The sequence below is a fragment of the Yersinia sp. 2540 StPb PI genome (assembly GCF_052217165.1).
GTDB lineage: Bacteria > Pseudomonadota > Gammaproteobacteria > Enterobacterales > Enterobacteriaceae > Yersinia > Yersinia enterocolitica_E.
Genome location: NZ_JAZGQC010000001.1, coordinates 1,781,357 through 1,806,869, shown reverse-complemented (window position 1 = coordinate 1,806,869; position 25,513 = coordinate 1,781,357). Strand labels below are relative to the sequence as shown.

The following is a 25,513-nucleotide window of genomic DNA, read 5'->3' as shown; positions in this document are numbered from 1 at the left end:
TCCCTTTGTTTACGGTTAAGCGGCCAAAGCTGCGTTTTACTGACCGCGGTCGTTAAATGTGCAAAAAGCGCGGAATGCCCGCGCTTTTTAGTATACCCAATAGATGTCAAGATACAGGAAGGCGGCAAGCGAGATACAAATCGGTCGGGAACCGATTTGAACAGCATTTATGCTAGCCCGCAGTGTGAGCCTCAAAGATGAGGCTCATTAATCCCGATGAGCTTACGCAGTCAAGTGATTCGGGTTATTGAGAGCAGCCAACACACCTGCAACTTGACAGATGAAGGGTAGATTATTTACCTTTTTTCAAGTGCGACATCAAACGCTTACGTTTACGCATCTGATTTGGTGTTAATGGATTGCGCTTACCCGCGAATGGGTTCTCGCCCTCTTTAAACTGGATGCGAATTGGCGTCCCCATTACTTTCAATGAACGACGGAAGTAATTCATCAGGTAGCGTTTATACGAATCCGACAGGTCAGTAACCTGGTTGCCGTGGATTACGACAATCGGCGGGTTGTAACCCCCAGCATGGGCATACTTCAATTTGACGCGACGGCCACGCACCAAAGGAGGCTGATGGTCTTCTTCGGCCATCTGCATAATGCGGGTCAGTAAGGAAGTGCCCACACGTTTGGTTGAGCAGTCATAGGCTTCTTGAATAGATTCAAACAGATTACCCACGCCACTGCCATGTAAGGCTGAGATAAAGTGAATCCGCGCAAAATCGACAAAACCAAGACGCAGATCCAGCATATCTTTAACCTGCGCACGCGCTTCTTCTGTCATGCCATCCCATTTGTTGACCGCAATAACAAGTGAGCGCCCACTATTGAGAATAAAGCCCAACAGCGACAGATCCTGATCCGAAATACCATCACGAGCATCAATAACCAACAGTACAACATTGGAATCTTCGATGGCCTGCAAGGTTTTAATTACTGAGAATTTTTCAACCGTTTCGGTGATTTTGCCGCGTTTACGCACCCCCGCAGTATCAATCAGGATATATTCACGCTCATCGCGGGTCATAGGAATATAAATGCTGTCACGCGTGGTGCCCGGCATATCATAGACCACCACCCGATCTTCACCGAGAATGCGGTTGGTTAGTGTGGACTTACCTACATTAGGACGCCCGACAATTGCCAGTTTGATTGGCAGAGTCCGTGGGTCAAAATCATCTTCTGCGTCATCTTCAGGAACAGCGTCGTCCTCAGCTTCCTGTGCGGCCCAATAAGCCGCATTCGCTTCTTCATCGGTCAATTCAATTTCAGGTTCTACAGCATCCATATAAGGTGCCATAACATCTTCAATCAACTGAGTCACACCACGGCCATGGGACGCCGCGATAGCATGAACTTCACCTAAGCCCAATGAATAGAAATCTGCTGTAGCAGTATCTGGATCAATACCATCAGTTTTGTTGGCAACCAGGAAAGTCGCTTTTTCACGACTGCGCAGATGCTGGGCAATCCCCTGATCCGCAGGCATCAAGCCCGCGCGGGCATCAACCATAAACAGGACAATATCGGCCTCTTCAATCGCCAATAACGATTGACCTGCCATCTTGGTTTCTACGCCATCTTCTGTGCCATCAATACCTCCGGTATCGATAACAATAAACTCATGACCCTCGACCTCGGCACGACCATACTTACGGTCACGCGTTAGCCCGGGAAAGTCCGCAACTAACGCATCACGGGTGTGCGTTAAACGGTTAAATAGAGTGGATTTACCCACATTCGGGCGCCCGACCAGCGCGATGACAGGTATCATTGTTGAAGCCTCATTACTTAATTTTCAAATCATTACAGCGCTGTACCAAACCTGCAACAGCGCAGTTTTTAGAAGACAAACGGCCCCTGAATCTCAGGAGCCGCTTAAAACCCTGCGTTTTGAACGTTGCTGCGATATTAGCGGCATTCACTAACCCGAATAACTGACGGTATCAGTTCATTAGGGTTCATTCGTTTGCTGCCTTGCTGCAACACCAATAACTTTGGGTATTGACCTATTATTGGCCTGTTAAACAGGCACTAAATCAGGATTAACGGGTGAACGCGTATACCGTGCCGCCTCTCGCCTGAACCAACAACTTATCGCTGGCAACCACTGGCGCACTCAGGAAGCCGGAGCTGTCTACGCTCTGCTGAGCGACAAAACGGCCATCATCGGTATTCACCCAGTGCAGATAACCTTCGGCATCACCTACAACCAGATACCCATTATACATCACAGGAGCTGTCAAGTTACGATGTAATAAATCGCTTTGACTCCAAAGGGTTATACCGCCATCTGTTTTCAGCGCAACAATTCGGTCATTTTGATCGACCAGATAAATGCGACCCGCGTCGACAATGATGTCATTCACTGATCCCATTTCACGCTTCCACAGGATCTGGCCGGAACGCAGATCTAATGCAGTCAAGTTACCATTGTATGCCAAAGCATAAACCACACCATCAACAACCACAGGCGTGGTATCAACGTCGTTCAGGCGGTCAATTTCAGTGGTACCTGTCACTTGGGAAATACGCTGTTGCCAGATCAACTGGCCTTGTTCCATCATTACCGCACTGACGCGGCCATTGTCACCACCGACAATCGCTGCACCGAATGCGACTGCTGGCGCAGATTCACCGCGCAGAGAGAGCGCTGGTGTATCGAGGTTTAATGTCCACTTAATCGCACCGTCTGATTCATTCAGTGCTTGCAGCATGCCATTTGATGTATGGATCAGTACCACCCCATCGCTGACAACCGGACGAGATAATGCTTCACCCGCCACCACGGTCTGCCATGCAACCTGACCATCATCGGAATTAAGCGCATAAACTACCGCTTTCTCGCTGCCGACGTACACATGGGCACCTGATGCAGTGACGCCACCAGATAACATTGCAGAACGGTTGCTGGAAAGGAAGTTGGTTTTTTCAGACAAATCGGTTTGCCAGATTTGCTTACCGCTGTCGGCATCCATGGCTTTCACCAAACCTTTACGGTCGGCGGCAAAGACAGTCGTCCCCTGCCAGGCTGGGCGCAAATGGGAGTAATAATCACCGACACCACCACCTACTGAGGTACTCCACACTTTAGTTGGTGTGAATTGATTCTCAATTTTTGGCAGTGGTGACATGGTAACCACATCTTCTTCACTGTTAAACAGTGAACAACCGCTCAATAGGGCAACAGATACCAGTCCTACTAAGAGTGTTTTACGCAATTGCATGGGAATACCCCTTAGCTGGACAAATTATTCAATTTCATGCGCAGCAAAGCTTGCAGCGCCTGAGAAGCATTTGATTCGACGCCTTTGCTGTAAGCAGCTCGCGCACCTGCGGTATCACCTTTACTCAATAGCGCATCGCCACGGACATCCTGAGCCATCGCAGTCCAACCATCACCCTGCACCGCATCCAGCGTTTTCAATGCGTCGTCTGGTTTCTTCAATTGCAATTGCAGACGTGCAAGACGCAAATTAATCAGTGACAACAGATTTTCATCTTTGGTCTGACCCAGCGCCTGAGTGAGTTGTTGCGCCGCTTTATCAAACTCATTTAGCTCAACAAAGTGATGAGCCAGCTCTAACCCGGCCAGTACGCCGTAGTTATTGCTATTGCCCTGAACAAATTTTTCAGCAACAGCAACACCATCAGCACTGTTAGCTGACAAAGCATCACTGGCTTGCTGATAGGCAGAGGAGGCTTCCGTCAAGACAGTGTTCTGATGACTCTGCCAGTAACGCCAACCCACTAATGCACCAATCCCGAGCACCACACCCACGGCCAGCGCTTTACCATTCTCACTAAAGAAACGGCGCACTGCATCAACCTGGTCATTTTCAGTGGTATAGACTTCCACGGTGTCTCTCTCCTTAACCCAACATCAAAGCCAGACGCGCAGCAACATCCGCTTGCGCCAGCGTTTCTTGTTCACCATTTCGCAAATCTTTTACGACCACTTGCTGTGCTGCTACTTCGCTTTCGCCAAGCATTAATGCCACACGGGCACCCCACTTATCAGCGCGGGTAAATTGCTTTTTGACATTACCACCGCCGTAATTGGTCATTAATTTCAGCGTTGGCATGGCATCACGCAGGTTTTCAGCAAGTAGCATTGCGGCACTTTGCGTATCCTGACCAGACGAAATGACATAAACATCTACTGTCGCTGGTACCTGGAAGTCAGCATTTACGGCCTGCACTAACAGAACCAAACGCTCAAGGCCCATGGCAAAACCAACCGCAGGCGTTGCACGCCCACCGAGTTGTTCAACCAAACCGTCGTAACGCCCACCGGCACACACAGTGCCTTGTGCGCCCAAGCTATTGGTGACCCACTCAAATACCGTACGGTTATAATAATCTAAACCACGAACTAAACGCTCATTGACGGTATATGGGATGCTGGCCTGGTCTAAAAGTTCACACAGACCTGCAAAATGTTGTTTTGACTCTTCATCCAGATATTCAGATAGCTTAGGCGCATCATTTAGCAGCAATTGAACATCGGGATTTTTGGAGTCCAACACCCTCAGCGGATTACTGTACATCCGGCGCTTACAATCTTCGTCCAGTACCTCAACGTGTTGCTCGAGGAAAGTCACCAGCGCTTCACGGTAATCAGCACGCGCATCCAATGAACCAATGGAGTTCAGTTCAAGTTGCACATGCTCTGAGATACCTAAAGCACGCCACCAGCGAGCCGTCAGCAAAATTAATTCAGCATCAATATCCGGCCCTTGCAGACCGAAAACTTCCGCACCCAACTGATGGAATTGACGATAGCGGCCTTTCTGTGGGCGCTCATAGCGGAACATCGGACCGATGTACCACAGACGCTGTTCCTGATTGTACAGCAGACCATGTTCAATACCTGCACGTACACACCCTGCGGTTCCCTCAGGACGCAGTGTCAGACTTTCGCCATTGCGATCATCAAAGGTATACATCTCTTTTTCAACCACGTCGGTGACTTCACCGATCGCGCGCTTGAATAACGGGGTCTGCTCTACAATCGGCATGCGAATTTCGCTATAACCGTAGCCTGCAAGCACTTGCTTCAAGATACTTTCAATGCGCTGCCATACTGCCGTATCGGCTGGCAGGTAGTCGTTCATACCACGGATGGCTTGAATGTTCTTTGCCACGTCTGTTCTCTGTAGTTTTATACCCTGTTTACTTGAAGCAGCAGCGCCGTTCGCAGCCACTCTAATTACTTTGGGCATGGTGCAAAAAATAAAGCCGATTATAGAGGCTTGCCACCCATATATTCAATGATGACAACTTGTTACCCCTACTGGCGCAATGTAAAGCGGGCTAAAACCCGCTTTTGTGCTGACCGACAACCCATGACCAACGATGTTTATTCATCATCCAATTGATTGATAACAATCCGATTATTAGCATCAAGCATTGATGCTTTAGCCCGAATTTTGGCTTCCAACTGGTCAATCATATTTTTGTTATCAAAGCGTTCTTTTTGACGAACACCGTCTTCGTAGAAACCGCTTTTGTTATGAGCACCGGTCACACCGATAGTCGACACTAAGGCCTCACCCGGGCCATTGACCACACAACCGATGATAGAGACATCCATAGGTGTAATCAGATCTTCTAACCGCTGTTCTAAAGCATTCACAGTACCGATAACGTCAAATTCTTGGCGCGAGCATGTTGGGCAAGCGATAAAGTTAATCCCACGGGCACGGATGCGCAAAGATTTAAGAATATCGAAACCGACTTTGACTTCTTCAACCGGATCAGCCGCCAGCGAGATACGCAACGTATCGCCAATACCTTCAGACAGCAACAAACCTAATCCAATGGCAGATTTAACTGAACCACTGCGCGCACCACCCGCTTCGGTGATACCCAAATGCAAAGGTTGGTCGATTCTTTTGGCTAACAAACGATAGGAGTTTACCGCCAGGAAAACATCTGAGGCTTTAACACTGACTTTAAACTGATCAAAATTGAGGCGGTCAAGAATGTCGACATGACGCATCGCGGATTCAAGCAGGGCTTCCGGCGTAGGTTCACCGTATTTCTCCTGAATATCTTTCTCCAGCGATCCACCATTGATACCGATACGGATAGGGATGTTGTAGTGGCGAGCGCTAGCAACCACGTCTCGGATACGGGCTTCGTTGCCAATATTACCGGGGTTAATGCGCAAGCAATCAACACCGTACTCAGCCACTTTCAGGGCGATACGGTAGTCAAAATGAATATCAGCAACCAGCGGCACAATGACGTCTTTATGCTGCTTGATTAATTTAAACGCCTCAGCCGCTTCCATGGTGGGTACTGAGACTCGCACGATATCCACACCAACACGTTGCAATGCTACGATTTGGGCAACAGTCGCAGCAACATCCGTGGTTTTAGTATTGGTCATCGATTGCACTGCAATCGGCGCACCATCACCAATTGGCACTTTACCGACGTAAATCCGGGTAGATTTACGTCGGATAATTGGGGTTTCGTTATGCATTACACACTCTCCTTTACAGTCGTGTAGTTTATACAACAAAGCAGTTTTTCAAAACTACAGTGGCGGTTTAGCTGAACCACAACATAGTTTGTCAAAACCACAATATTACTCTACACCGACAGTCAGGCGCGCTACGCGATTAGCCTTAATAAACTTACTCAAATCAACCGGATTACCCTGATATGTGATTGTCAGCGCACCAGGTGCACCGATAGTCAGTTTATAAGGGGATTTCCCCGATAGGTTGAGGGTCGCGCCTCCTTTTTGGATACCGCTAAACAATGTTTTTCCACTCGCATCAACAACCTGTAACCAGCAATCAGCTTTGAAGTTCATTACCAATGAACCCACAGATGATGCCGCACCATTTACCCCAGCGTCTGCTGTAGGTAGTGGTGATTGCGCGGTAGAAGCATCAGGCACAACTGCCTGACTCGGGGAAACAACCACAGACTCCGCCGGAGTCGCTCCCTGATTAGTTGCTGTCTCGACACGGTTATTTACCGTATCCACAGGTGCTGTACTGTTTGTTACCGGTGCAGTACCACTTGCCGTTGGTGTAGAGGCAGGCTGACTATTCGCAATCGGAGCCTGGGTATCGGTCGGCGCGTTAGGATCGCTATTCTCATCAGACAGCGGCACAGATTGCCCGCCATTTTGCAACAGCTGGGCAGAGGATTGATCAGCCATAGTGGCTATCTCTGCTTGCTGCGCCTGATGATTTTGCCACCACCATGCTCCTGTCAACCCCAGCACAACCAACACAATAAGCCAGGTGAAACTCATCAACCAGCCATCACGTTTTTTATGCTTTTTCCCCAATGAAAAACTTTGCATTGGGGCCACTTTTGCTGCCCTGATTGGTGCTTGTTTTGCCAACATAGGTAACAGTTCATCTTCAGGAAGGTGAACCAGTTTGGCGTAGGAACGAATGTAACCACGGTGGAATGTTGAGGCGAGATTAGCTTGCGCTTTATCCTCCTCAAGATCACGGATTGTGGATACCTTCAAACACAGACGTTCTGCAACCGTCTGCTGAGTTAGCCCTAGAGCTTCGCGGGCTTGACGCAGGCGCACACCTGTCGTCTCTGGAACAGTTTGATCTTGGGAGGCTTCAGTATTCATTAGCTAGAAAATGCTGGTACTGTTTGGATTGTGGAAAACTTCGCGCAAGCTGCTTGCCATAGCGTTGAACACTATCTTGACGGCCTGCTAGCGCGGCGAAACGAATTTGTAACCATAAACTTTCAGCACTGGCCGGAAGTGTATGTTGGTAAACATCCAGTAATAGTTGCGCCTGAGCGCGATTCCCTTCTCCAAAATGCCTTTGAGCTTCTGCAAGCAGCGGCTCACCTTTATCAGGATCATACTTCAATGCCCGACTCAACAGTATCCGAGCCTGGTCATTTTGATTGGCCCGTAAAAAGCAATATCCAGCGTTTTCCAGACTATCTGCCACCTGACCGTAATCGGGCAGCAGCGCTGCTGCGCTAAACTGTTGTTGGGCCGGTACATACTGCCCTAAACCACACAGAAACGCACCGTAATTATTCAGTACCGTGCCATTTCCAGGTGCCAGTTTCATCGCTTGCTGATAACGCTGCTCTGCGGCACTGTTTTCACCGATACGTTGTTCGTAAAACGCCATACCCAATTGAGCGCGATAATCCTGTGGATCAGCCTCTACAGCCTTCTCAAGATTCTGCCGCGCGGCATTAAGATCACCCTGCGCCAAATACTCTAAACCCAGTTGTAAACGCGTCTGCCCGGCGGCGGATTGGCTAACCTTTTCCGGCGATGAACCGGAACAACCAGCCAATACGGTCGCAATCAGGCAAACTCTCCACAGTCTTGTCAGCTTCATGCTTTCTCAATTGTCCTTATATGTGAAGATACCCGTCATACCTCAGCGTCATGCTCGTTCGCGATACTCACGACTTGAATTATTTAGGGTATAGCTTTTTCAGTATTGAGCATCTAACAAATTATAAGTTAAATAACAATTAGTTATATAGAACAAATCAATACTTTCAATCAGACTGTCTTAATAACGATAGGTTCACCGGCCATTTTCTTTTTCAAGGTACGCTTGGTGCGGTCAATCACCTCACCCGCTAACTGGCCACATGCAGCATCTATATCGTCACCACGCGTTTTACGCACAATGGTGGTAAAACCATATTCCATCAATACCTTAGAAAAACGATCCACCCGGCTGTTTGAACTACGGCCATAAGGTGCGCCAGGGAACGGGTTCCATGGGATCAAGTTAATCTTACATGGTGTGTCTTTCAGACATTCCGCCAGTTGATGAGCTTGTTCCACGCTGTCATTGATGTGATCCAGCATAACGTATTCGACGGTAACCCGCCCGCCATTGGCTTTGGATTTATCCAAATAACGCCGTACCGCAGCCAGGAAGGTTTCAATATTATATTTACGGTTGATTGGCACGATTTCATCGCGGATATCATCGGTCGGCGCGTGCAATGAGATAGCCAACGCCACATCAATCATATCACCCAGCTTGTCCAGCGCCGGAACCACGCCGGAAGTAGACAAGGTCACACGGCGTTTAGATAAGCCGAAACCAAAGTCGTCCATCATGATATCCATGGCCGGCACCACGTTATTCAGGTTGAGCAAAGGTTCACCCATCCCCATCATCACCACATTGGTGATTGGGCGGATACCGGTGGCTTTTACTGCGCCGATAATTTTGGCCGCACGCCATACCTGACCGATGATTTCCGATACCCGCAGGTTACGGTTAAAGCCCTGTTGTGCTGTGGAGCAGAATTTACACTCCAGTGCGCAGCCTACCTGGGATGACACACACAGTGTTGCGCGATCGCCTTCCGGGATATAGACGGTTTCAACTTGCTGATCACCAACTTTGATGGCCCATTTAATGGTGCCATCCGTTGATCGCTGCTCTTCAGTCACTTCCGGTGCACGGATTTCTGCTACCCGCTGCAATTTGGCGCGTAGCACTTTATTAATGTCGGTCATTTGCTCGAAATCATCAAAGCAATAGTGATATATCCACTTCATGACCTGATCTGCCCGGAAAGGCTTCTCGCCCATTTCGGCAAAAAATTGGCGCATTTGTTGACGATTTAAATCGAGCAGATTAATTTTGCCAGTGACGGGCGCGGTGGTGACGACCGTGCTGTCAGGCGTAGGGGCAGCAGCAATTGGCGCTGATGAAGTTAGTAATTGTTCAGACATGAGTTGTCGTGGCCTCGTTGTTACACTTTACGGCGCTGCGCTTTAAACCGGATAGGCTTTCGAAACGGCGATAAATAAATAATAGAACGCCCCGGGAGAGATGTCTCCACCGGGGCGCGGCATTGTACAAATTTTAGAGCATGGATTCCATGATTGGAAAGGTGTCCGGGCAACTTTATTGTTTCAGTTGATTAAATCTCGGCCATTCCTACACAGAATCAACTCATTAGCGACGGGGAAAAATCTCATCCGCAGCGAAGAAATAGGCAATTTCACGCTGAGCTGATTCAACCGCATCAGAACCGTGTACTGCGTTAGCGGTAAAACTGTCGGCAAAGTCAGCACGCAAAGTACCCGCCAGTGCGTTATCTGGGTTAGTAGCCCCCATGATATCGCGGTTGCGCTGAACGGCATTTTCGCCTGCCAGAACTTGTACCATAATTGGGCCAGAGGTCATAAATTCAACCAAACCATCGAAGAACGGGCGGCCTTTATGTTCTGCGTAAAAACCTTCTGCTTGTTCTTTGGTCAGGTGCAGCATTTTTGCAGCAATGATTTCGAAACCAGCACTTTCAAAACGCGCATAAATGGCACCAATGTCGTTATTGGCAACAGCATTGGGTTTGATGATGGAGAAAGTACGTTCTAAAGCCATGATAACCTCTATTGAATTTCTAATATTGACCGGACGTGGAACCTGCCCCACTAACTACCCTAAATAAGGATATAAACTTGGCTGGTGAACGGTTCCTTTACTACAAAATTATGCCGACCCCTGTACAGTGGCCGCCGATTATAGGTGCGTGATTAACGCTTGCATACGGGAATCACAACATTTCATTAAAAAATATTTATCTTAATTACTCATTTTTACGCACAACTCACACTTTGCATAAAAAACCGTTTGCCATACTCGCAGTGTTTTGTAGGCAAAACGTTATTAATATCAAAGTTCATTGATAAATTGAAAGCCCACCTTCTTTTTCACAATGGCGGAAGGTTGGCTGATCACATCCGATACCAGTGCGCGTTTCCCTTTTTTGGCCAAATAGTCGGCTAATGCTCTGATAGCTGCGGTACCTGCGCCTCTGATAGTGCCTTCAGCCATTGGATAAAGCACGTAAGCTGGGTCAGTCAATGAACCGGCAACACCAACATCAAACTCATTAATATCCACTGCCAGCGTGATGCTAATGACCACCCCTGATAAACGAACAATCACATAGATATAATCATCGCGGGCCGTTCTTAGCCAACTCTGCACCACGCCACTCACCAGACTCGAGGCGGAAATAACCGCATCCATCCCTTTATACACATTGGGATTGTCAATACTTTCAATATCCGTCTCGGTTTTCAAGGTGTGCCAGGCCCGACTGTAAACTCGTTCCCATTCTTCGATATACGGGAGGATATTGTCCCTGGCAGCCAGCGAGTTTTCGGTAACGCCGCTAATGATTTCAATATCAAAATGCATTTCAGGCTGTTCTAGCCATTGATTGTGTTGCCGTCTTCTGGGGATGGTTTCGACAAACTGGAAATTTTGCAGTGCCAACTCATAGCGTCCTTGAGGTAGTATCTGTGCTACTTGTGGTATTTCGGCGTTAGAATCCAGAACATTACGATATAAATAATCGGCATAGCTGAGCTGTGAAAAATCAAATGCTGTTTTTAACATTATCGCATTATCAATATTATTAGCGACATAGAGCTGGACACTTTCAATAAACCGCGCATCGGTCACTGTGTCTGATGCCGCATAGCCGGTATCGCCTACGCTGATAATCCGCTCAATAACCCGACCAAAATTTTCGGCGTTCCAACTGTCAAGACTGCCACCAAAGAGCATGGTAAAGTCAGTCAAAATACTCAATGTCCAATCAATACAAGGGGGAATAAGCTGGCGGCGAAAACGTAGATGAGGCAGCACTTCATCTTTCATTGAAACTTTACAGGCCAGCGCACTGGCCGGTACCGTCAATGATTTCCCGTTCATATCAGAATTAATTTGAGTCAATATGCCAACCGCCTCAGTTGGCAGCGGTGCCAAGAACACGTCAGCAGACAACGCTTCTTTCGTCATTAATCTAGGGAGGGGCTTCGAAGAGCCGGATACTTGCAATATCTTATTGTTACCGCCACTGAAAAAATCATAAATATTGGTGACAAACCGGTCTACCTGATTACACCGCCCTTGGACAACATAATTATAAATATTAAGCAGGGGAAGTAACCAGCAAGCGCTTTTCCCAACAAAACTGCGCCCTGCTCGACTTTGATTTTTTTCAGCCGTCAGCACTATTTTATTTATAATTAATGGTTCAGTTTTACTGTTATTATTAATGAAGAATTTAACATCCGTTTTATCCGCATCGAATAAATAGGTGATCAATGGATAGTAATCGACTGCCTGTTCGCCAATAGATTCCATAAATTGAACTTCGAAATAACCACCATAAAATGTCGATAACATTGATAATGTATCGCTTTCATCGCTCAATTTGAATATAGCGCTATTATTACTGCTTTCATGAATAAAAAAAAGCTCACGATCCATTATCTTAAATATACCACCATCGACTATTCCTACAGAATAATTATTTTTACTATCCAAATGAAAACTGACCAAGGTTTGTTTTGAACCTATTCGTTCGTCACCCCAATAGTCACCGAAAGTGTATTGTATCGGGATGATCATCTTATCTTTTACAACACAATATTGGTCGCAAATAAAATATTCTTGCTGAGAAACCTGAATGCTACTAATATCATAATCCATACCTATTTTTTGCAAGTCAAAAGCTGAATAATCATCAGTCAGAATAAAGTAATCGCCGCTAAAATTATCATTTTTATAAACTGTCACTTGGGTATTTTGTGGTAGTTTGATCGAACTAATTTGATCATTAAGTGGGTTTAAAATATGTGATTGTTTCCTACGGCGATCTGTATTATTGAAAAGATCAATGTATTCGTTACCAGATAGGCAAATTGATTCACCTAAAAAGTTATCTTTCTCATAGAAACAGGCAGCACTTCTAACTCTAAAGGAACTAATTTCATTATTTAAATCAGCCCAACTGCGGGAGGAGAGTAAATCGACATCATCTCTAAATGTTAATGCCTTGCCTGAGAAATTATTATTTTCATAAACCGTAACAATCATACCCGATGGAACAAAAATAGATGATATCTTGTCATTCCATTCCTCCTTAAGATCATCAACTTCTTGTCCCTGGCTGGCACAAATTGATTTGCCCAGATAGCCACTATCAGCAAAGAAACACACTTTTGTCTGTTGAGCAGAAACGTTTGCAGTTAATATTAGTGTGAAAAATATAATAAAGTAATTATGGTTCATATAATAATCCCCAGTAATAAATGACAGTGTCAAAAATCGTGATGTGATTACTTTATCTAGCTAATAAAAGCATTGATATCATTTTATTTATCACAGGGATGTTATTTAAATGACAAACACAAAAACCAATTAGCCATTGTTATTAATTAGTTTTATCAATATTACTATTCCATACGGAAAATTATATTACCCACCTGGCCACTTTCATCCAATACATTAAGCTGATAACCGCCCGGCACAGATAAGTTTTGTACCCATGATTGATTATTCTCGGTCACCGCTACTTGCTCACCATTGAGGAACCACCAATGTTGGCCTCTCCCGCCTTGCGCCACCAGGCGCAGATCAAGGCTATTATGACCAGGTAAACGCTTAACGACAGCACCATCACGTATACCTAAAATCAGCAATGGCGCAGCACTGCCTTCCCCTTGCGGTGGACATTGCTGGCTTGCTGCGGGTAACCGTTGATTACGCCGTTCAGCCAGTGGCAACCATGGCTCCAGTGGCAGTGGCCACAAGGCCACTTGCGTTGGCTTGGCTCCTAAGCAATCCGCGGCAACCCGCTCGCCTTGCTGATTTAGCCAGATACTGAGTTGACTACCCTGCATATTTTCCTGGCCGGGTGCGGTCAGTGTGGGCGGTACCGTGCCATCGAGCACCCAGCTTTGACGCCGCTGTCGACAGTTACTATCACCAACCGCTAGCGGTTGCCCACCCGGCCAACAAATCTCTTCCCGACTGACTGACGATGGCCTCGGATCTGACGGTAAGCTGCGAATGCTTTGCTGCAATCCTGCCATCAACACGTTATTGACCTGATTAAGTATCGGTATTGCGGTGGCATAACCAAACTGCCCGGCAACCGGAGTGCCATCTGGACGCCCCACCCACACGCCTATTGTATAACGCGCATTGATGCCAATAGCCCAAGCATCACGATAGCCGTAGCTGGTACCCGTCTTCCATGCCAGTGGTACGCTGGCTGGCAGAATATCATCCGGTAACGGTCTGGCTTCACCGGCCATAATACGCCGGATAATCCATGCCGCTCCCGGTGAGAATAGTCGCCGTTCTTGTATTTGTTGCTGCGGTTCAAAACGCAATGTTGCTGCCATTCCGCCACGGGCGAAAGCGCTATACGCGGCAACCAATTGATCCAACCGTGAACCGGTTCCGCCTAAAATGACCGCCAGACTGGGTTCACTGTGAGAGGGGAAACGTAAGTTCAGACCACCATTGCGTAAATTGGCGGTAAAACGTTTTGGGCCATAGGCTTCAAGTAATTGAACCGCCGGTAAATTCAGCGAACGCACCAGAGCTTCACTGGCACTGACCGGCCCATGGAATCCGGTATCAAAATTGCCAGGCCGGTAATCACCAAAGCGGCGTGGCACGTCCTGAAGCAAAGATTCAGCATGGATCAGGCCGTCATCCAGTGCCATGGCATACAGGAAAGGTTTGAGTGTCGACCCCGGTGAGCGCCATGCACTGACCATATCCACATGACCAAAGCGGCTGTTGTCCTGAAAATCCACCGACCCAAGATAAGCGCGCACCTTCATCGTGGTATGGTCAACCACCAGCAAGCCTAGCGAGGTTTTCTCAGGTAATTGGTGACGCCAACTCGCCGCCATATCTTCCAATTGGCGCTGTAATCCGGTATCAAGCGTGGTGTGGATCACTTCGCGCTGATTACCACTGGTTAAACGGCGAGCTAGCAAAGGAGCCAATTGTGGCATCTGACGCGGTGCCAGCCAGACCTCTTCTTGTTTAATATCAGCCACATCCTTTGCTGTCCAAACCTGATAATCCGCCAGTCGGGTTAACACTTTGTCTCGAGCAGCCTTTGCCCGTAGAGGATAGCGATCGGGACGTAGCCGACTAGGGGCTTGCGGTAATGCTGCCAGCAATGCGGCTTCTGCCGCGGTTAATTGAGAGGGCGGCTTAGCTAAATAGGTCCAACTGGCAGCGCCAATCCCTTGTAGGGTGCCACCAAATGGAGCGCGATTAAGGTAGATCTCGAGAATTTGAACTTTGGAAAAATGCCATTCCAACTGAAAAGTACGCCAGACTTGACGCAATTTGCCAGCTAACGTGCGCGGATGTGGGTCGATCAAGCGGGCAACCTGCATAGATAGCGTGCTGCCACCTGAAAGTATCTTACCAGCGCGCAGATCCTGCCAGGCGGCACGAGCTAGCGCCAATGGGTTTACCCCGGGATGAAAGTAAAACCAGCGGTCTTCAAAAGTGAGCAGTGCTTGCAGATAATACGGCGAAACCTGACTCAACGTCACCGGATAACGCCATACGCCGTCAGCATCGGCAAAACGCCATAACGGTGTACCATCTTCGCCTACCACTACCCGCGCGACCTGGACCTCGGCCAGAGGCAATGGCCAAAGTCTATCTGCCAGCCAAAGAGTGGCCGGAAACAACACCAGGATAAGCGCCAACGCCCAGCCCATACGCCGATAGCGGGAATAGATATTTTTGCGCATGAATCGTATTACTTCCCCTGACAACTGTTTCGCCGCTCAGGGGAAGTGAGTATTCACTTAACGATTTCAAGCTGCGCTGGAGTACTCCCCAGCGCACGCCAATCGGGTACATACATCGATTCTACTTGTGGTGCAGGCACCTGGTAGAGGCCTGGTGTCACCGCCCGCGCCAGATAGAGCAACGTGGTGTGACGGTAACCATCGACATTGACGGCAGCGACATAACGATCATCACGAAACTCCTGATGTTTGATATCCGATTGCTGCATATCCTGTAATAGCTCAGTCACGCTGCTGGCACTCTCTCCCAAACTGGCGCTGCTATCGCCCAGATTCTGGTTTTCCAGTTCCAGACCAGCAGGCAGCAAATCAACCACCAGCGCATCCGGTACCCGCCTATCGGCCCAAACATCCAGATGCACCAAGACTAACTCACCACTTTTCAGTTGTGATAACTGCAACGGATTGCCATCTAGCCCAATGTAGCTACGAGTGATATGCAAATTATTACTGAATGGTGCAGGGGTTTGCTGCGGATATCCCACCACAGCAACGCGGCTATACAATGGCGTATCACCCCGATTTTGCAGTTGCATCCCCGCAGCCAGTTGTGATGCTGACCAGTTTTGGTTTAACGCGGTGCTTTGGGTCAGCGTCACGCTATCCGCAATTGGCTCAGCTTGTGGCGCAATAGCAACCTGCCACGGTGTTTCAGCGCCATTCATCAAGGTGCGCCCCGCAAGAAATATAGCATTGCTCTCCTGCGTTGACAGATAGTTGCGGCTGGTCAAGGCATCAGACAGGGCCAGCAGACGACTATCACGTGCTTGCGGCAGTAGATTGTTGTCAGTTAACAGCGCCAGAATAAGAGCATCATCGCGTATCGGGCTACCGTAATCTTCCAGCCAGTAATCTTTGTCACTGCGTGTGGTATTTAGCCCCTGAGTGATGGCTTCTTTGGCACGCGGCATGTCGCCCATCAATTTCAATGCCACACCCAACTGCACCAGTGGTAAGCCAGAACGCGCTTCACTGTTACGGCTATATAACTGCCGTAATGCACCGAGCGAAGCCTGCTGCTGCTGCGCCAATACCAGCCCCGCATAGGCTTGCACCGCAAAACGGGTATGCTTGGTTTGCTCGCTGTAGCGAATTTCAACCTGATTAGGATCCTGTAAATAACGCTGTAAGCGGGTATTCGCCGCCGTCAGTGCCGCCGCAGGCACGCTGTAGCCTTGTTGGCTGGCACGGTAGAGGAAGTCAGTGGCATAGGCGGTGAGCCAGAACTCTTCCGGGCTGTCGTTGCTCCACAAACCAAAGCCGCCGTTGTAGCGCTGCATACTGAGCAGATGCTCAATCCCGACATCAATCGTCTGTCGCCGTTTTTCATCGCTATCGGCCTTGATACCCAGTGCAGTCAACTGTGCATGGTTGCTGTACAGTGAGGGATACAGTCCACTGACTGTCTGCTCCAGACAGCCATAAGGATAGGCGTACAACTCGCTGATATAACGTGCCAAGTTGAGAGGTGGGCGGCTGGTTATCAGCAGTTGACCTTGCAATGTTTCAGCACTCAATCCCGCCGTAGCCTGCGCGGGCAGGCTCCAGCTTTCACCACTGCGCAGCACATTAGCGAAATGGCGCGTTTGGGCCGGATAGGCTGGCCGCACGCCGATTTTCCAATGATGCTGGTAATCTGGCAGTTCTTCATTTGGCAGTACCATGCCACTGATCGTCAGACCAAGATCACCTTGCCCAAACCCGTTCAGCGCCCGAACCGGGATCAGTACCGTTTTACGCTCACCATTCGCCAGCGTAACTGACTGAGCTTGCGTGCCATTTAGCGCCAGTAAATCACTGGCGGCCAATTTCAGCACTAAGGTTTGCGCCTGACCGGATAAATTACTTAAGTCCAGAGCCAGTTGGGTACTGTCGCCACCGGCGAGAAAACGTGGCGCTGCCAGTTGCGCAATCAATGGTGCGGCCACCACCACTTTCGATTCTGCTTTGCCGAAGTCTTCATCACTCCAGGCTTGGGCCATTAAACGTAACTCACCGTTAAAGTCTGGAATCGCCAGCTCAACGGTGCCTTCACCCTGCGCGTTTAATGTCACCGGTTGGGCTTGCTGCGCTACAATAGTCACTTCGGTAATGGGTTTCTTGCCCCCGCGGGACAGCGCATCTTCCTCATCGCCATCACCACCAAAACGCAAGCTGGCTAAGCGCCCTTGCCCTTCTATCAATTGCCCATAAACATCATAGCGATCGGCACTGTAGCGCTTACGGCCAAAAAAGGCGTCGTACGGATCTGGCGTGACGTAATCCGTAATATTCAAGATCCCGCTGTCAACGGCTGACAGCAAAACTTGCACTTTTTCCGGCAACGGCGCGCCGCTCCGGCTGGCCTTCACTTTTACCGTTAAAGTTTGATTGGGCCGGATACGCTCGGGGGCATCCAATTGCAATGCCAACTTGCGGGTTTCATCCACCAACGGCAGATGCAATAAACCAATCGCCCGTTTTGGCGTCGCCTGTTGTGATTTATCACCCGGGCGAATCACTGTGGCACTGAGATACAGGTCATGCCGATTCCACTCTTTGTTAATCGGCACGTCGACCTCCGCGCCACCCGCAGGAATAGTCACTTCCTGCCACCACAGCGGGCCGTCGCTGGATTCCACCAGCAGATAACCATTACCCGCCGTTGGCGCTTCAATATGTAACTTCACTTTTTCGCCCGGGCGGTAAGCGGGTTTATCCAACGTTAATTTGACCTGATCAGGACGCACCGCACCACTGCCAGCGGTGTTATCCTGCCAACTGTAACCGGCCCAGAAGCGAGAACTGCTCACCAGCGAGTTATCCTGATTACTGACCTCAATTCGATATGCGCCCCACTCCACTGGGAAACTGACTTTAGCACTCCCATTGGCGGCGATATTCACGCTTTGTTCCGCCAGAGTCAGATCTTTTTTATCAAACAGCGACTGCCAGCCATCACTTTCTGACCACTGCCAGTAGTAATCACGCCGCTCACGTACCAACTTAACTTTAATGCCATTGGCGGCCAGCTTTTCGCCGCTGGCATTCGCATAGATAATTTCAAAATCAGCCTGCGTATCTTGATCCACCATCGCCTGTGATTTATAGCTGTCACTGCGGTAATCATAAACCTGCTGTTTATTGAACAGCGGGCGAATACCCGCCAGCGCATCAGCAGGCCACACCGCTTGCTCAGCACGGCGTGTGACTGGCCGCCCACCCGACTCCAACAAGCTGGCCTGTAATATCAATTTCAGCGGCGATTGGGCATGCTGCCAACTGTTATCCACCGCAACATTCGTCTGCCCCTGGTTATCTAAGGTGGTATCAAACTCATCTAAGGTGCGGGAGAGGTTCTCTTCGATAATCGAACCAAATTCAAAACCGGGCAGCGTGGCAACAGCTTCACGCAGTGGGCGTAGGAATAATTGGCCTTGCAGACGGTTGCCCGAGGCCGGGGCACCATATAAGTAACGGCCAGTGACGGCAAAGCTGGCTTCACTGTCCGTGGCGATCGGTTCTTTACTGGTAGCAATATCGAGCGCCATACGCTCTGGTAGAAAATCCTCTACCTTGAATTTGTACAATCGTGGCTGGTTATCACCCAAATTCAGGCGCAGTGACCACTCGCCCGTTGGGCCACCTTCAGGTATGGCATATTGGTATTGATACAGGCCATCCTGTGGTTGCCAGGTAAAGCTGCGCACCACTTGATTATCCGGTTTGAGGATATCGACTTTAACGGGTTGGGTTGTTAGGGGTTTACCGTCGGCATCGCGCAGTAACCCATTAACAATTAAGGTTTCACCTGGCCGATACAAGTCGCGCGGGCCAAAGACAAAGAACTGCTTCTGGAAACCCTCAGGACCAGCAATATCAAACTCGGCCAGATCCAACGCGGGTGCATTAAGGTCGATCAGACTGGTCTGCCCATTTTGCGCGGCAAGCAGCAGTTTGGCGTTAGCGTTTTTTTCCAACTGCGCATGGCCCTTGCCGTCGGTTTCGGCCTGAGTCAACACCTGGCCTTTATCATCCAACAGTTGCAGTGACACGCCTTGCAATGCCGCACCACCGGCTAATGCCTGAGTGAACACATCCATCTGGTTATGGTAGCTATGTAGCGAAACACCGATATCACTTAGGGTAAATAAGGTGGCAGCATTGGTATAGCTGTAGTGACCGGCTTGCTGCATGACGGCCAGATAGACGCCGGATTCTTGTAACGGCTTGATATCGGCTAAGGGCAATAACAGCTTTTCACGGGTATTAACCGCAGGATTGAGATCAAAACGGCCGGTATAGACTAAATCAGCCATTTTCAGCAGTTCGTCCGATTCCCAGTTAGAGAGCGCACTGCGGTTCTGCCAGTTAGCGAGGAAGTTAGCCAGGCTGCTTTGCTTAATGCGAAAAAAGTTAACATCGACGTTATCAACATTGAGCGCCATCACCGGCAAGCCCTGCGCCAGTTTGCCCGGCAGCAAAGAGCCTTTGCTGGCAAAACCGACACTCGGTTTAATATCACGCGTGGTGATTTGTTGCTGTTGTTGTGCACCCAGTTGCGCGCCACCTACCCCTTGCAGCGTGCTGTCGACAGTCAACAACAATTTACGCTCCGGTTTGAGGTGGCGTAAACGCAGCTCCATTAGATTATCGGATAGCTCCCAGGCACCGTCGATGTTGCCACTGACGGTATCAACCAGATGCACCTGCGCGGCGAAATCCTGATTTGGATTCAGTGGCTGCGAGAAGGTCAGTACCATGGCACTGGCCCCGTCAAGTTGCAGTTCAGAGGCATCCAGCAAGGTAAGCGGCTGACCCGCATGGCGTTTTGCCAGTGCCGCCAGCGCCACCGTATCTTGGGGTTTACTCGCCGGTGTTTTGCCCGCCGAGGTACTGGTTTGAGTCGCAGGCGGTGTGACCACACCTTTATTATTGCTGTCATCACAGGCGGCTAATAACAACGCCGCAGCGACCACTATAGTCGTTCGATACCCTTTAATTCCTGACATTAACCGACGCAAACCATTGTGATTCATATCTTGCTCCCTGGCTGATAGCAAGATTATAGCATCGGTATGAAAGGGAATATAGGGAGGGAAGAATCAAGTGATTATCTTCATAAAAAATGCGTATTGGCTCGCATTTATATCTATTTTTCTAAACAACACACCCCAAAAACCTATTTAATATTTTTTTAATAAAAATTAAATAATTCAACCCACCAATGATCCACAAGGCGCAACTTAAAATAAAAACCAATAAAATCAATAAATAAACACAAAAATAACCACAGCGAAATAAAATTAAAAATCAAATTAATATAAACCATCTGGATTAATATTTTAATAAATAGGAATACCCAGCACACTCATTTATATTTCATCCAACATTTTGTCGTTATTAACCTTCTTGAGTATTTCGTCTTTTAAATTCATCTGTAAATAGGAATGTATAAAACCATGGGTCATCGCAACACATTAAATACACGTTTATTGCCGTTATCTATTTTGGTCTCATCATTGATATCTGGTGGGGCAATTGCTGCACCAACATCTGCGGTTACACCTCTTGGTATGGGCAATGGTAGCAACTTTACCGTAGCCAAAGCCCCTGCAGATATCTTGCTGGAAAGCATCGCTCCTGTGGGTCAAACAATCACAACAGAGATGATCAATCAGATTAAGTCGCAAATTACGACAGCGCAACAGGATCACCAGCAGCAGACTAAGGATTTTACAACCAGCATTGATAAATTAAAACCTGCACAAAAAAAACAAGCAAAAAACGAATTAGATTCACTTAACGATGCATTTGAAAAACACATTAAGCAGTTAGAAGCCGTTGTTGCTTATGCAGAAGACGAGAGCGAAGCCAACAAAAATAAACTCAATGCAGCAGCAATAGATGCTTTTACAGCTTCACTCAATAACAAAGCGCCGGGGCAGTTCACCGCTGAAGAAGCCAACTCACTGTTTATTGCATCATTAACCAACGACAACTCAGCTATTTCGCCAGGGCTTGAGCAAAAAGCCACGGCAGTCAAACAGCAGCAACAAGCAAGCCAAAATACCCTGACTAAGGTGCAAAACTACCTGACTCAAGGTGTGATAAGCCAGGAACAAACAGAAAAACTGGTGGCTTATTTTGCTGAGAAACAAGCTAAGTTCAACGAGCTGGCTGTGGCTAAACAGGAGCACAAAAAAGCAGAAGAAGCAGAAAAAAAAGCAAGTGTTGATGTCGTACGTCTGACTCCTGAATTAAAATTTAATCAAGCAAAGCTCAAACTCGCTGAGCAAGAAAAAACTCAAGCTGAAGATAACTTAATACTGCTTAATACTGCTTAATACTGCAAAAAGTACTGCAATTAATACTGTCAATCCAAATTGGAATGAAAACACACCAGATCTCGAACAAGAGCTTGAGGATTTGATTAAAGACTCAACCACTACTCAGGACAAAAAAACTGAGATTGAAGCCGCGCAAAAGGCCATCAAGGATGCAGCGGCAGCACAGCAGGTAGCTGATGACGCAACCAAGAAACATCAGTCTGCCGATGATGATTTTAAAAATATTAAGGCTAAGGTTATTGCTGCCAATCAGATTAAAACTGACGCTGCGGCTGACCTCCTAACTAGCACCACAGTAATGCAGGCTGCGGCAACAGCATTAGCTAGTTTAGAGACAGTAACGACTACGACTGTTGATATGCCTGCATTTGAGCAAAAAATTGCCGGCACTGAGCAACAAACCGTCGCTGCGCGAACCTTTGCACTCGATACCCTGGTATCGGGCGGCACACAAAAGGTGGAAAAAGACGGTAAGATCATTGGCAGTATTATTAGTGAAGGTGGCACGGTAACGTTGGCGCTTGGCGCACTGGCAAATAGCACCGTGATCACCAAAGGCAGCATGGAAAATAACGGTGGTACGGATAAGAATACCATCGTTGGTGCAGAAGGTCAGTTGATCCTTACAGGGATAAGTGACACTGAACGAGCCATATCAGAAGGGGCTATTGTTGCCAAAGGCGGCCAGGTTACAGCGGGAAATAATTCTGTTGTCAGTGATCTGGTCAGTGAAGGTGAGATTACTGCCAAAGATAACGCTATTATCTCTAAAGCTATCATCAAGGGTGGGAGCTTAACCCTGCAAAATAAAGCCATTGCCATGGATACCACGCTGAATGGCGGTGTTTTCACCGTTGAAGCTGACGCAGGAGCGACAGATACCACGGTTAATAACGGTGCAGAATTCACCGTTAGTGGCGATGCGAAAGCTGACAACACCACGGTAAACGGCGGTATCTTGAAGATTAAGTCGCGCATGCAAGCCAATAAGATACTGGTTGAAGACGGTTATGCGCTGATCGCTAGTTCGCTGAAAGACGCGGAGTTAAATGGCGGTACCACCATTTTCACCCAAACTGCCGCTGTCGAAGGGATCATTAATGCCAACCGAGGCAGTTTCCTGAGCGTCCATGACGGTGCAGTAACCCAGGATGCAGACCTGAATTTAGCCGGTAACATGGTGCTGGTGGCCGAAGATGCACCTTATGTCAGGCTACACCCAACTTCCCGTGCGGCCTTTAGCGCCATGAATGGCAAACCCGCTAAATTCGCCTTTAAAGATGTCACGCTGGCGGGCGGTTCTATCGATATGAGCCAAACAAAAGCGCAACTGACCATGAACTCATTGGCAGGTAACGGTAGCTTTAACTTAGGTTCAGCCCTGCATAGCCATACCACGGCACCACTGAATGTAACGGGTGATGCTGATGGTGATTTCAACGTTCAGATCGATGCCAGCGGTGTTGCTCCGGCTAACCTGAATGTCGTTGATGTACAGGGTACCAATAACGCGCGCTTTGCACTGGCTAATGGCCCGGTAGATCTGGGTAACTATAAGCACAACCTGGTCAGTGATGGTCAAGGCGGCTTCAAACTGGTAGCCGATAAAGCAGCCCTGACACCAAGTACTGCGGGTGTGCTGGCTGTCGCCAATACCATGCCGGTTATCTTTAATGCTGAATTAAGTTCGATTCAGAATCGTTTGGATAAGCAAAGCTCGTCAGCTAACGAAAGCGGTGTGTGGCTCACTTACCTGAACGACAGCTATAACGTGAAAGGCACAGCGGCCAACTTCAACCAGAAGTTGAATGGCATGACTTTAGGTGGCGATAAAGCCATTGATTTAGGTAATGCCGTATTCAGTGTGGGTAGTTTCGCCAGCTACAGCAGCTCAAATATCAAATCGGATTACCAGAGCAGCGGCAGTGTGGAAAGCAACTCATTGGGTGCTTACGCGCAATATTTGGCTAACAGCGGTTATTACATTAATGGTGTGCTGAAAACTAACCAGTTTAAACAGAACCTCAGTGTGACCGCTAAAGACGGCAGCGCCACCGGCAATACTAACTTCTCCGGTCTGGGTCTGGCCATGAAGGCAGGTAAACATATCAATATCAATGAAATGTATATCTCCCCTTATGTCGCGCTGAACACCTTTAGCTCCGGTAAGAGCCAGTACCAACTGTCTAACGGTATGGAAGCACAAAGCCAAGGCGCACGTTCTACCACCGGTACTCTGGGGATGAACACCGGTTATCGCTTTGTGTTGAATGGTGGTACTGAAATTAAGCCTTACGCTATCTTCTCAGTGGATCATGACCTGATGGCCAGTAACAAGGTGATGGTTAACAACGAAATGTTTGATAACAGCCTGAAAGGGACCCGAGCTAACGCAGGTGTGGGTGTCAATGTAAACCTGACCTCTAACCTGTCAATCGGTTCTGAAGTGAAAGTCTCTAAAGGTAAAAACATTGCGACCCCAATGACCATTAATATGGGCGTTGCTTACACCTTCTAAATAACACGTTAAGTTCTTCATGTAGCAATGAGAATGGTGTGTCAAAAAAGGGAGCCACTTACGGCTCCCTTTCCTATAGCTAGCTAATCTGGCCCGCCAACAGCGAGTTAATGGCTGGTCGAGGGAATAACATTTCTCAGCCAACTGCCCCAGCGGCGCTGATAAAACGCCTGCGTATGGGTCATCAGATAGTGGCTTACCCCACGCTCTTTCTCATTAACCAGACAGAAATCGACCGGGTGTTCATCCGGTGCATGGTCACTGGCCACATTGCCCGCTTCCTGAATTAGCTGATCTATCTCTTCGGGCGAACCATCCACTTCCAACCCAATCAGTAAGTTAGGTTGCTCATCCACACTTTTATCATGCATCAATGCCAGAAAAGCACGCCGCACCGGTTTGCGCTGGCTAAACAGTTGGATCAAAGCATCAACCATCGCCGCCGGATACTCTTCCGGCTGGCCCAACAAGATTTGGCTCTCTTTATCCACCATCATTTCAGCCGGTTGGGCTAAACCGCCATTTTCCAATAGCATCGCCACTTCTTGCGGCCAAAACTCTTTGCCATGTTCTGATTTCGGGTTCAGGAACAGATGTGCACCCTGTGTCATTTCAAATAACACCCGTACTGGCATAGCAACAAAAGGCTGCTTTTCGAGGTCAGTTTGCTCATCCTCAGCCTGGCTCAGCGCCTGTTGCAATACTTCTGGCGAACTGAAAAAAGGAATAACTGATTCACCATCCTGCTTTTCCCAATGCAGAATATTGACCCCATTGCCCGCAGTGAAGGTCATCTCGCTATCCTCACCGCCCGGTTCTGAGCCGGCCACCAGCACTAACACCGTGGCGTCCAGTAACCTGTGGAAAAAAGCAGTGCGATAAATTGACTCAGTTGCCGCCAGTTTTAGCAACGACTCCAGACTCTGGTCCTCATCATGGTGGTGATCGTGGTTATCATCGGCAGGTGGTTGTAGCAAACTCATCTTGTACTCCGAAAAACGTCAAGCAGATCGA

The 25,513-nt window shown here is 48.3% G+C and carries 15 protein-coding genes; 2 read left to right on the top strand and 13 right to left on the bottom strand.

Annotated features, from left to right (window positions below; genetic code table 11):
• Positions 1 to 292: 292 nt before the first annotated feature.
• From der to V1956_RS08150, 12 genes are all read right to left on the bottom strand, one after another.
• Complete coding sequence (gene der, locus V1956_RS08205; protein WP_372559658.1) at positions 293 to 1,780, bottom strand: ribosome biogenesis GTPase Der; 1,488 nt, start codon at positions 1,778 to 1,780, stop codon at positions 293 to 295.
• A gap of 271 nt (positions 1,781 to 2,051) precedes the next feature.
• On the bottom strand, positions 2,052 to 3,233 hold the full coding sequence (gene bamB / locus V1956_RS08200) for an outer membrane protein assembly factor BamB (RefSeq protein ID WP_083163205.1): 1,182 nt from the start codon (positions 3,231 to 3,233) through the stop codon (positions 2,052 to 2,054).
• Between the two features lie 11 nt (positions 3,234 to 3,244).
• Positions 3,245 to 3,865 carry a YfgM family protein gene (locus tag V1956_RS08195; RefSeq protein WP_372559659.1) on the bottom strand — a complete coding sequence of 207 codons (621 nt, stop codon included), beginning with the start codon at positions 3,863 to 3,865 and terminating at the stop codon, positions 3,245 to 3,247.
• Between the two features lie 13 nt (positions 3,866 to 3,878).
• The gene (hisS, locus tag V1956_RS08190; RefSeq protein WP_083163201.1) at positions 3,879 to 5,153 is read right to left on the bottom strand and encodes a histidine--tRNA ligase; all 1,275 of its coding nucleotides are present in this window, start codon (positions 5,151 to 5,153) and stop codon (positions 3,879 to 3,881) included.
• Positions 5,154 to 5,368: 215 nt separating this feature from the next.
• Positions 5,369 to 6,499: a flavodoxin-dependent (E)-4-hydroxy-3-methylbut-2-enyl-diphosphate synthase gene (gene ispG, locus V1956_RS08185; protein WP_420071667.1), complete on the bottom strand. Its 1,131-nt coding sequence runs from the start codon at positions 6,497 to 6,499 to the stop codon at positions 5,369 to 5,371.
• 105 nt (positions 6,500 to 6,604) lie between these two features.
• Positions 6,605 to 7,624 carry a cytoskeleton protein RodZ gene (gene rodZ / locus V1956_RS08180; protein ID WP_372559662.1) on the bottom strand — a complete coding sequence of 340 codons (1,020 nt, stop codon included), beginning with the start codon at positions 7,622 to 7,624 and terminating at the stop codon, positions 6,605 to 6,607.
• Complete coding sequence (gene pilW, locus V1956_RS08175) at positions 7,614 to 8,363, bottom strand: type IV pilus biogenesis/stability protein PilW (RefSeq protein ID WP_420071666.1); 750 nt, start codon at positions 8,361 to 8,363, stop codon at positions 7,614 to 7,616. Before pilW ends, rodZ begins: the two co-directional genes overlap by 11 nt.
• Before the next feature lie 170 nt (positions 8,364 to 8,533).
• Positions 8,534 to 9,730: a bifunctional tRNA (adenosine(37)-C2)-methyltransferase TrmG/ribosomal RNA large subunit methyltransferase RlmN gene (locus tag V1956_RS08170; RefSeq protein WP_420071665.1), complete on the bottom strand. Its 1,197-nt coding sequence runs from the start codon at positions 9,728 to 9,730 to the stop codon at positions 8,534 to 8,536.
• 226 nt (positions 9,731 to 9,956) lie between these two features.
• Positions 9,957 to 10,385, bottom strand: coding sequence for a nucleoside-diphosphate kinase (gene ndk / locus V1956_RS08165; RefSeq protein WP_372559665.1), 429 nt, complete (start codon positions 10,383 to 10,385; stop codon positions 9,957 to 9,959).
• Between the two features lie 291 nt (positions 10,386 to 10,676).
• The gene (locus V1956_RS08160) at positions 10,677 to 13,091 is read right to left on the bottom strand and encodes a peptidase inhibitor family I36 protein (protein WP_442825006.1); all 2,415 of its coding nucleotides are present in this window, start codon (positions 13,089 to 13,091) and stop codon (positions 10,677 to 10,679) included.
• A 164-nt stretch (positions 13,092 to 13,255) separates the two neighbouring features.
• Entirely contained in the window at positions 13,256 to 15,592 is a 2,337-nt protein-coding gene (gene pbpC / locus V1956_RS08155) for a peptidoglycan glycosyltransferase PbpC (protein WP_442825005.1), read from the bottom strand.
• Positions 15,593 to 15,645: 53 nt separating this feature from the next.
• A complete protein-coding gene (locus V1956_RS08150; protein WP_442825004.1) occupies positions 15,646 to 20,670 on the bottom strand; it encodes an alpha-2-macroglobulin family protein in 5,025 nt (1,674 codons plus the stop codon).
• Between the two features lie 423 nt (positions 20,671 to 21,093).
• Between V1956_RS08150 and V1956_RS08145 the strand changes: the two genes are divergently transcribed.
• Positions 21,094 to 21,978, top strand: coding sequence for a hypothetical protein (locus V1956_RS08145; protein WP_442825848.1), 885 nt, complete (start codon positions 21,094 to 21,096; stop codon positions 21,976 to 21,978).
• 82 nt (positions 21,979 to 22,060) lie between these two features.
• A complete protein-coding gene (locus tag V1956_RS08140; protein WP_442825003.1) occupies positions 22,061 to 24,499 on the top strand; it encodes an autotransporter outer membrane beta-barrel domain-containing protein in 2,439 nt (812 codons plus the stop codon).
• A 107-nt stretch (positions 24,500 to 24,606) separates the two neighbouring features.
• On the opposite strand, the gene sseB is transcribed toward V1956_RS08140, so the two are convergent.
• Complete coding sequence (sseB, locus tag V1956_RS08135; protein ID WP_442825002.1) at positions 24,607 to 25,482, bottom strand: enhanced serine sensitivity protein SseB; 876 nt, start codon at positions 25,480 to 25,482, stop codon at positions 24,607 to 24,609.
• Positions 25,483 to 25,513 lie beyond the last annotated feature (31 nt).

What these genes read in the sequence shown, in the direction of transcription:
- der (WP_372559658.1), bottom strand. Translation starts at nt 1,780, where the DNA reads ATGATACCTGTCATCGCGCTGGTCGGGCGCCCGAATGTGGGTAAATCC.
- bamB (WP_083163205.1), bottom strand. Translation starts at nt 3,233, where the DNA reads ATGCAATTGCGTAAAACACTCTTAGTAGGACTGGTATCTGTTGCCCTA.
- ispG (WP_420071667.1), bottom strand. Translation starts at nt 6,499, where the DNA reads ATGCATAACGAAACCCCAATTATCCGACGTAAATCTACCCGGATTTAC.
- rodZ (WP_372559662.1), bottom strand. Translation starts at nt 7,624, where the DNA reads ATGAATACTGAAGCCTCCCAAGATCAAACTGTTCCAGAGACGACAGGT.
- pilW (WP_420071666.1), bottom strand. Translation starts at nt 8,363, where the DNA reads ATGAAGCTGACAAGACTGTGGAGAGTTTGCCTGATTGCGACCGTATTG.
- V1956_RS08170 (WP_420071665.1), bottom strand. Translation starts at nt 9,730, where the DNA reads ATGTCTGAACAATTACTAACTTCATCAGCGCCAATTGCTGCTGCCCCT.
- ndk (WP_372559665.1), bottom strand. Translation starts at nt 10,385, where the DNA reads ATGGCTTTAGAACGTACTTTCTCCATCATCAAACCCAATGCTGTTGCC.
- V1956_RS08160 (WP_442825006.1), bottom strand. Translation starts at nt 13,091, where the DNA reads ATGAACCATAATTACTTTATTATATTTTTCACACTAATATTAACTGCA.
- pbpC (WP_442825005.1), bottom strand. Translation starts at nt 15,592, where the DNA reads ATGCGCAAAAATATCTATTCCCGCTATCGGCGTATGGGCTGGGCGTTG.
- V1956_RS08150 (WP_442825004.1), bottom strand. Translation starts at nt 20,670, where the DNA reads ATGAATCACAATGGTTTGCGTCGGTTAATGTCAGGAATTAAAGGGTAT.
- V1956_RS08145 (WP_442825848.1), top strand. Translation starts at nt 21,094, where the DNA reads ATGGGTCATCGCAACACATTAAATACACGTTTATTGCCGTTATCTATT.
- sseB (WP_442825002.1), bottom strand. Translation starts at nt 25,482, where the DNA reads ATGAGTTTGCTACAACCACCTGCCGATGATAACCACGATCACCACCAT.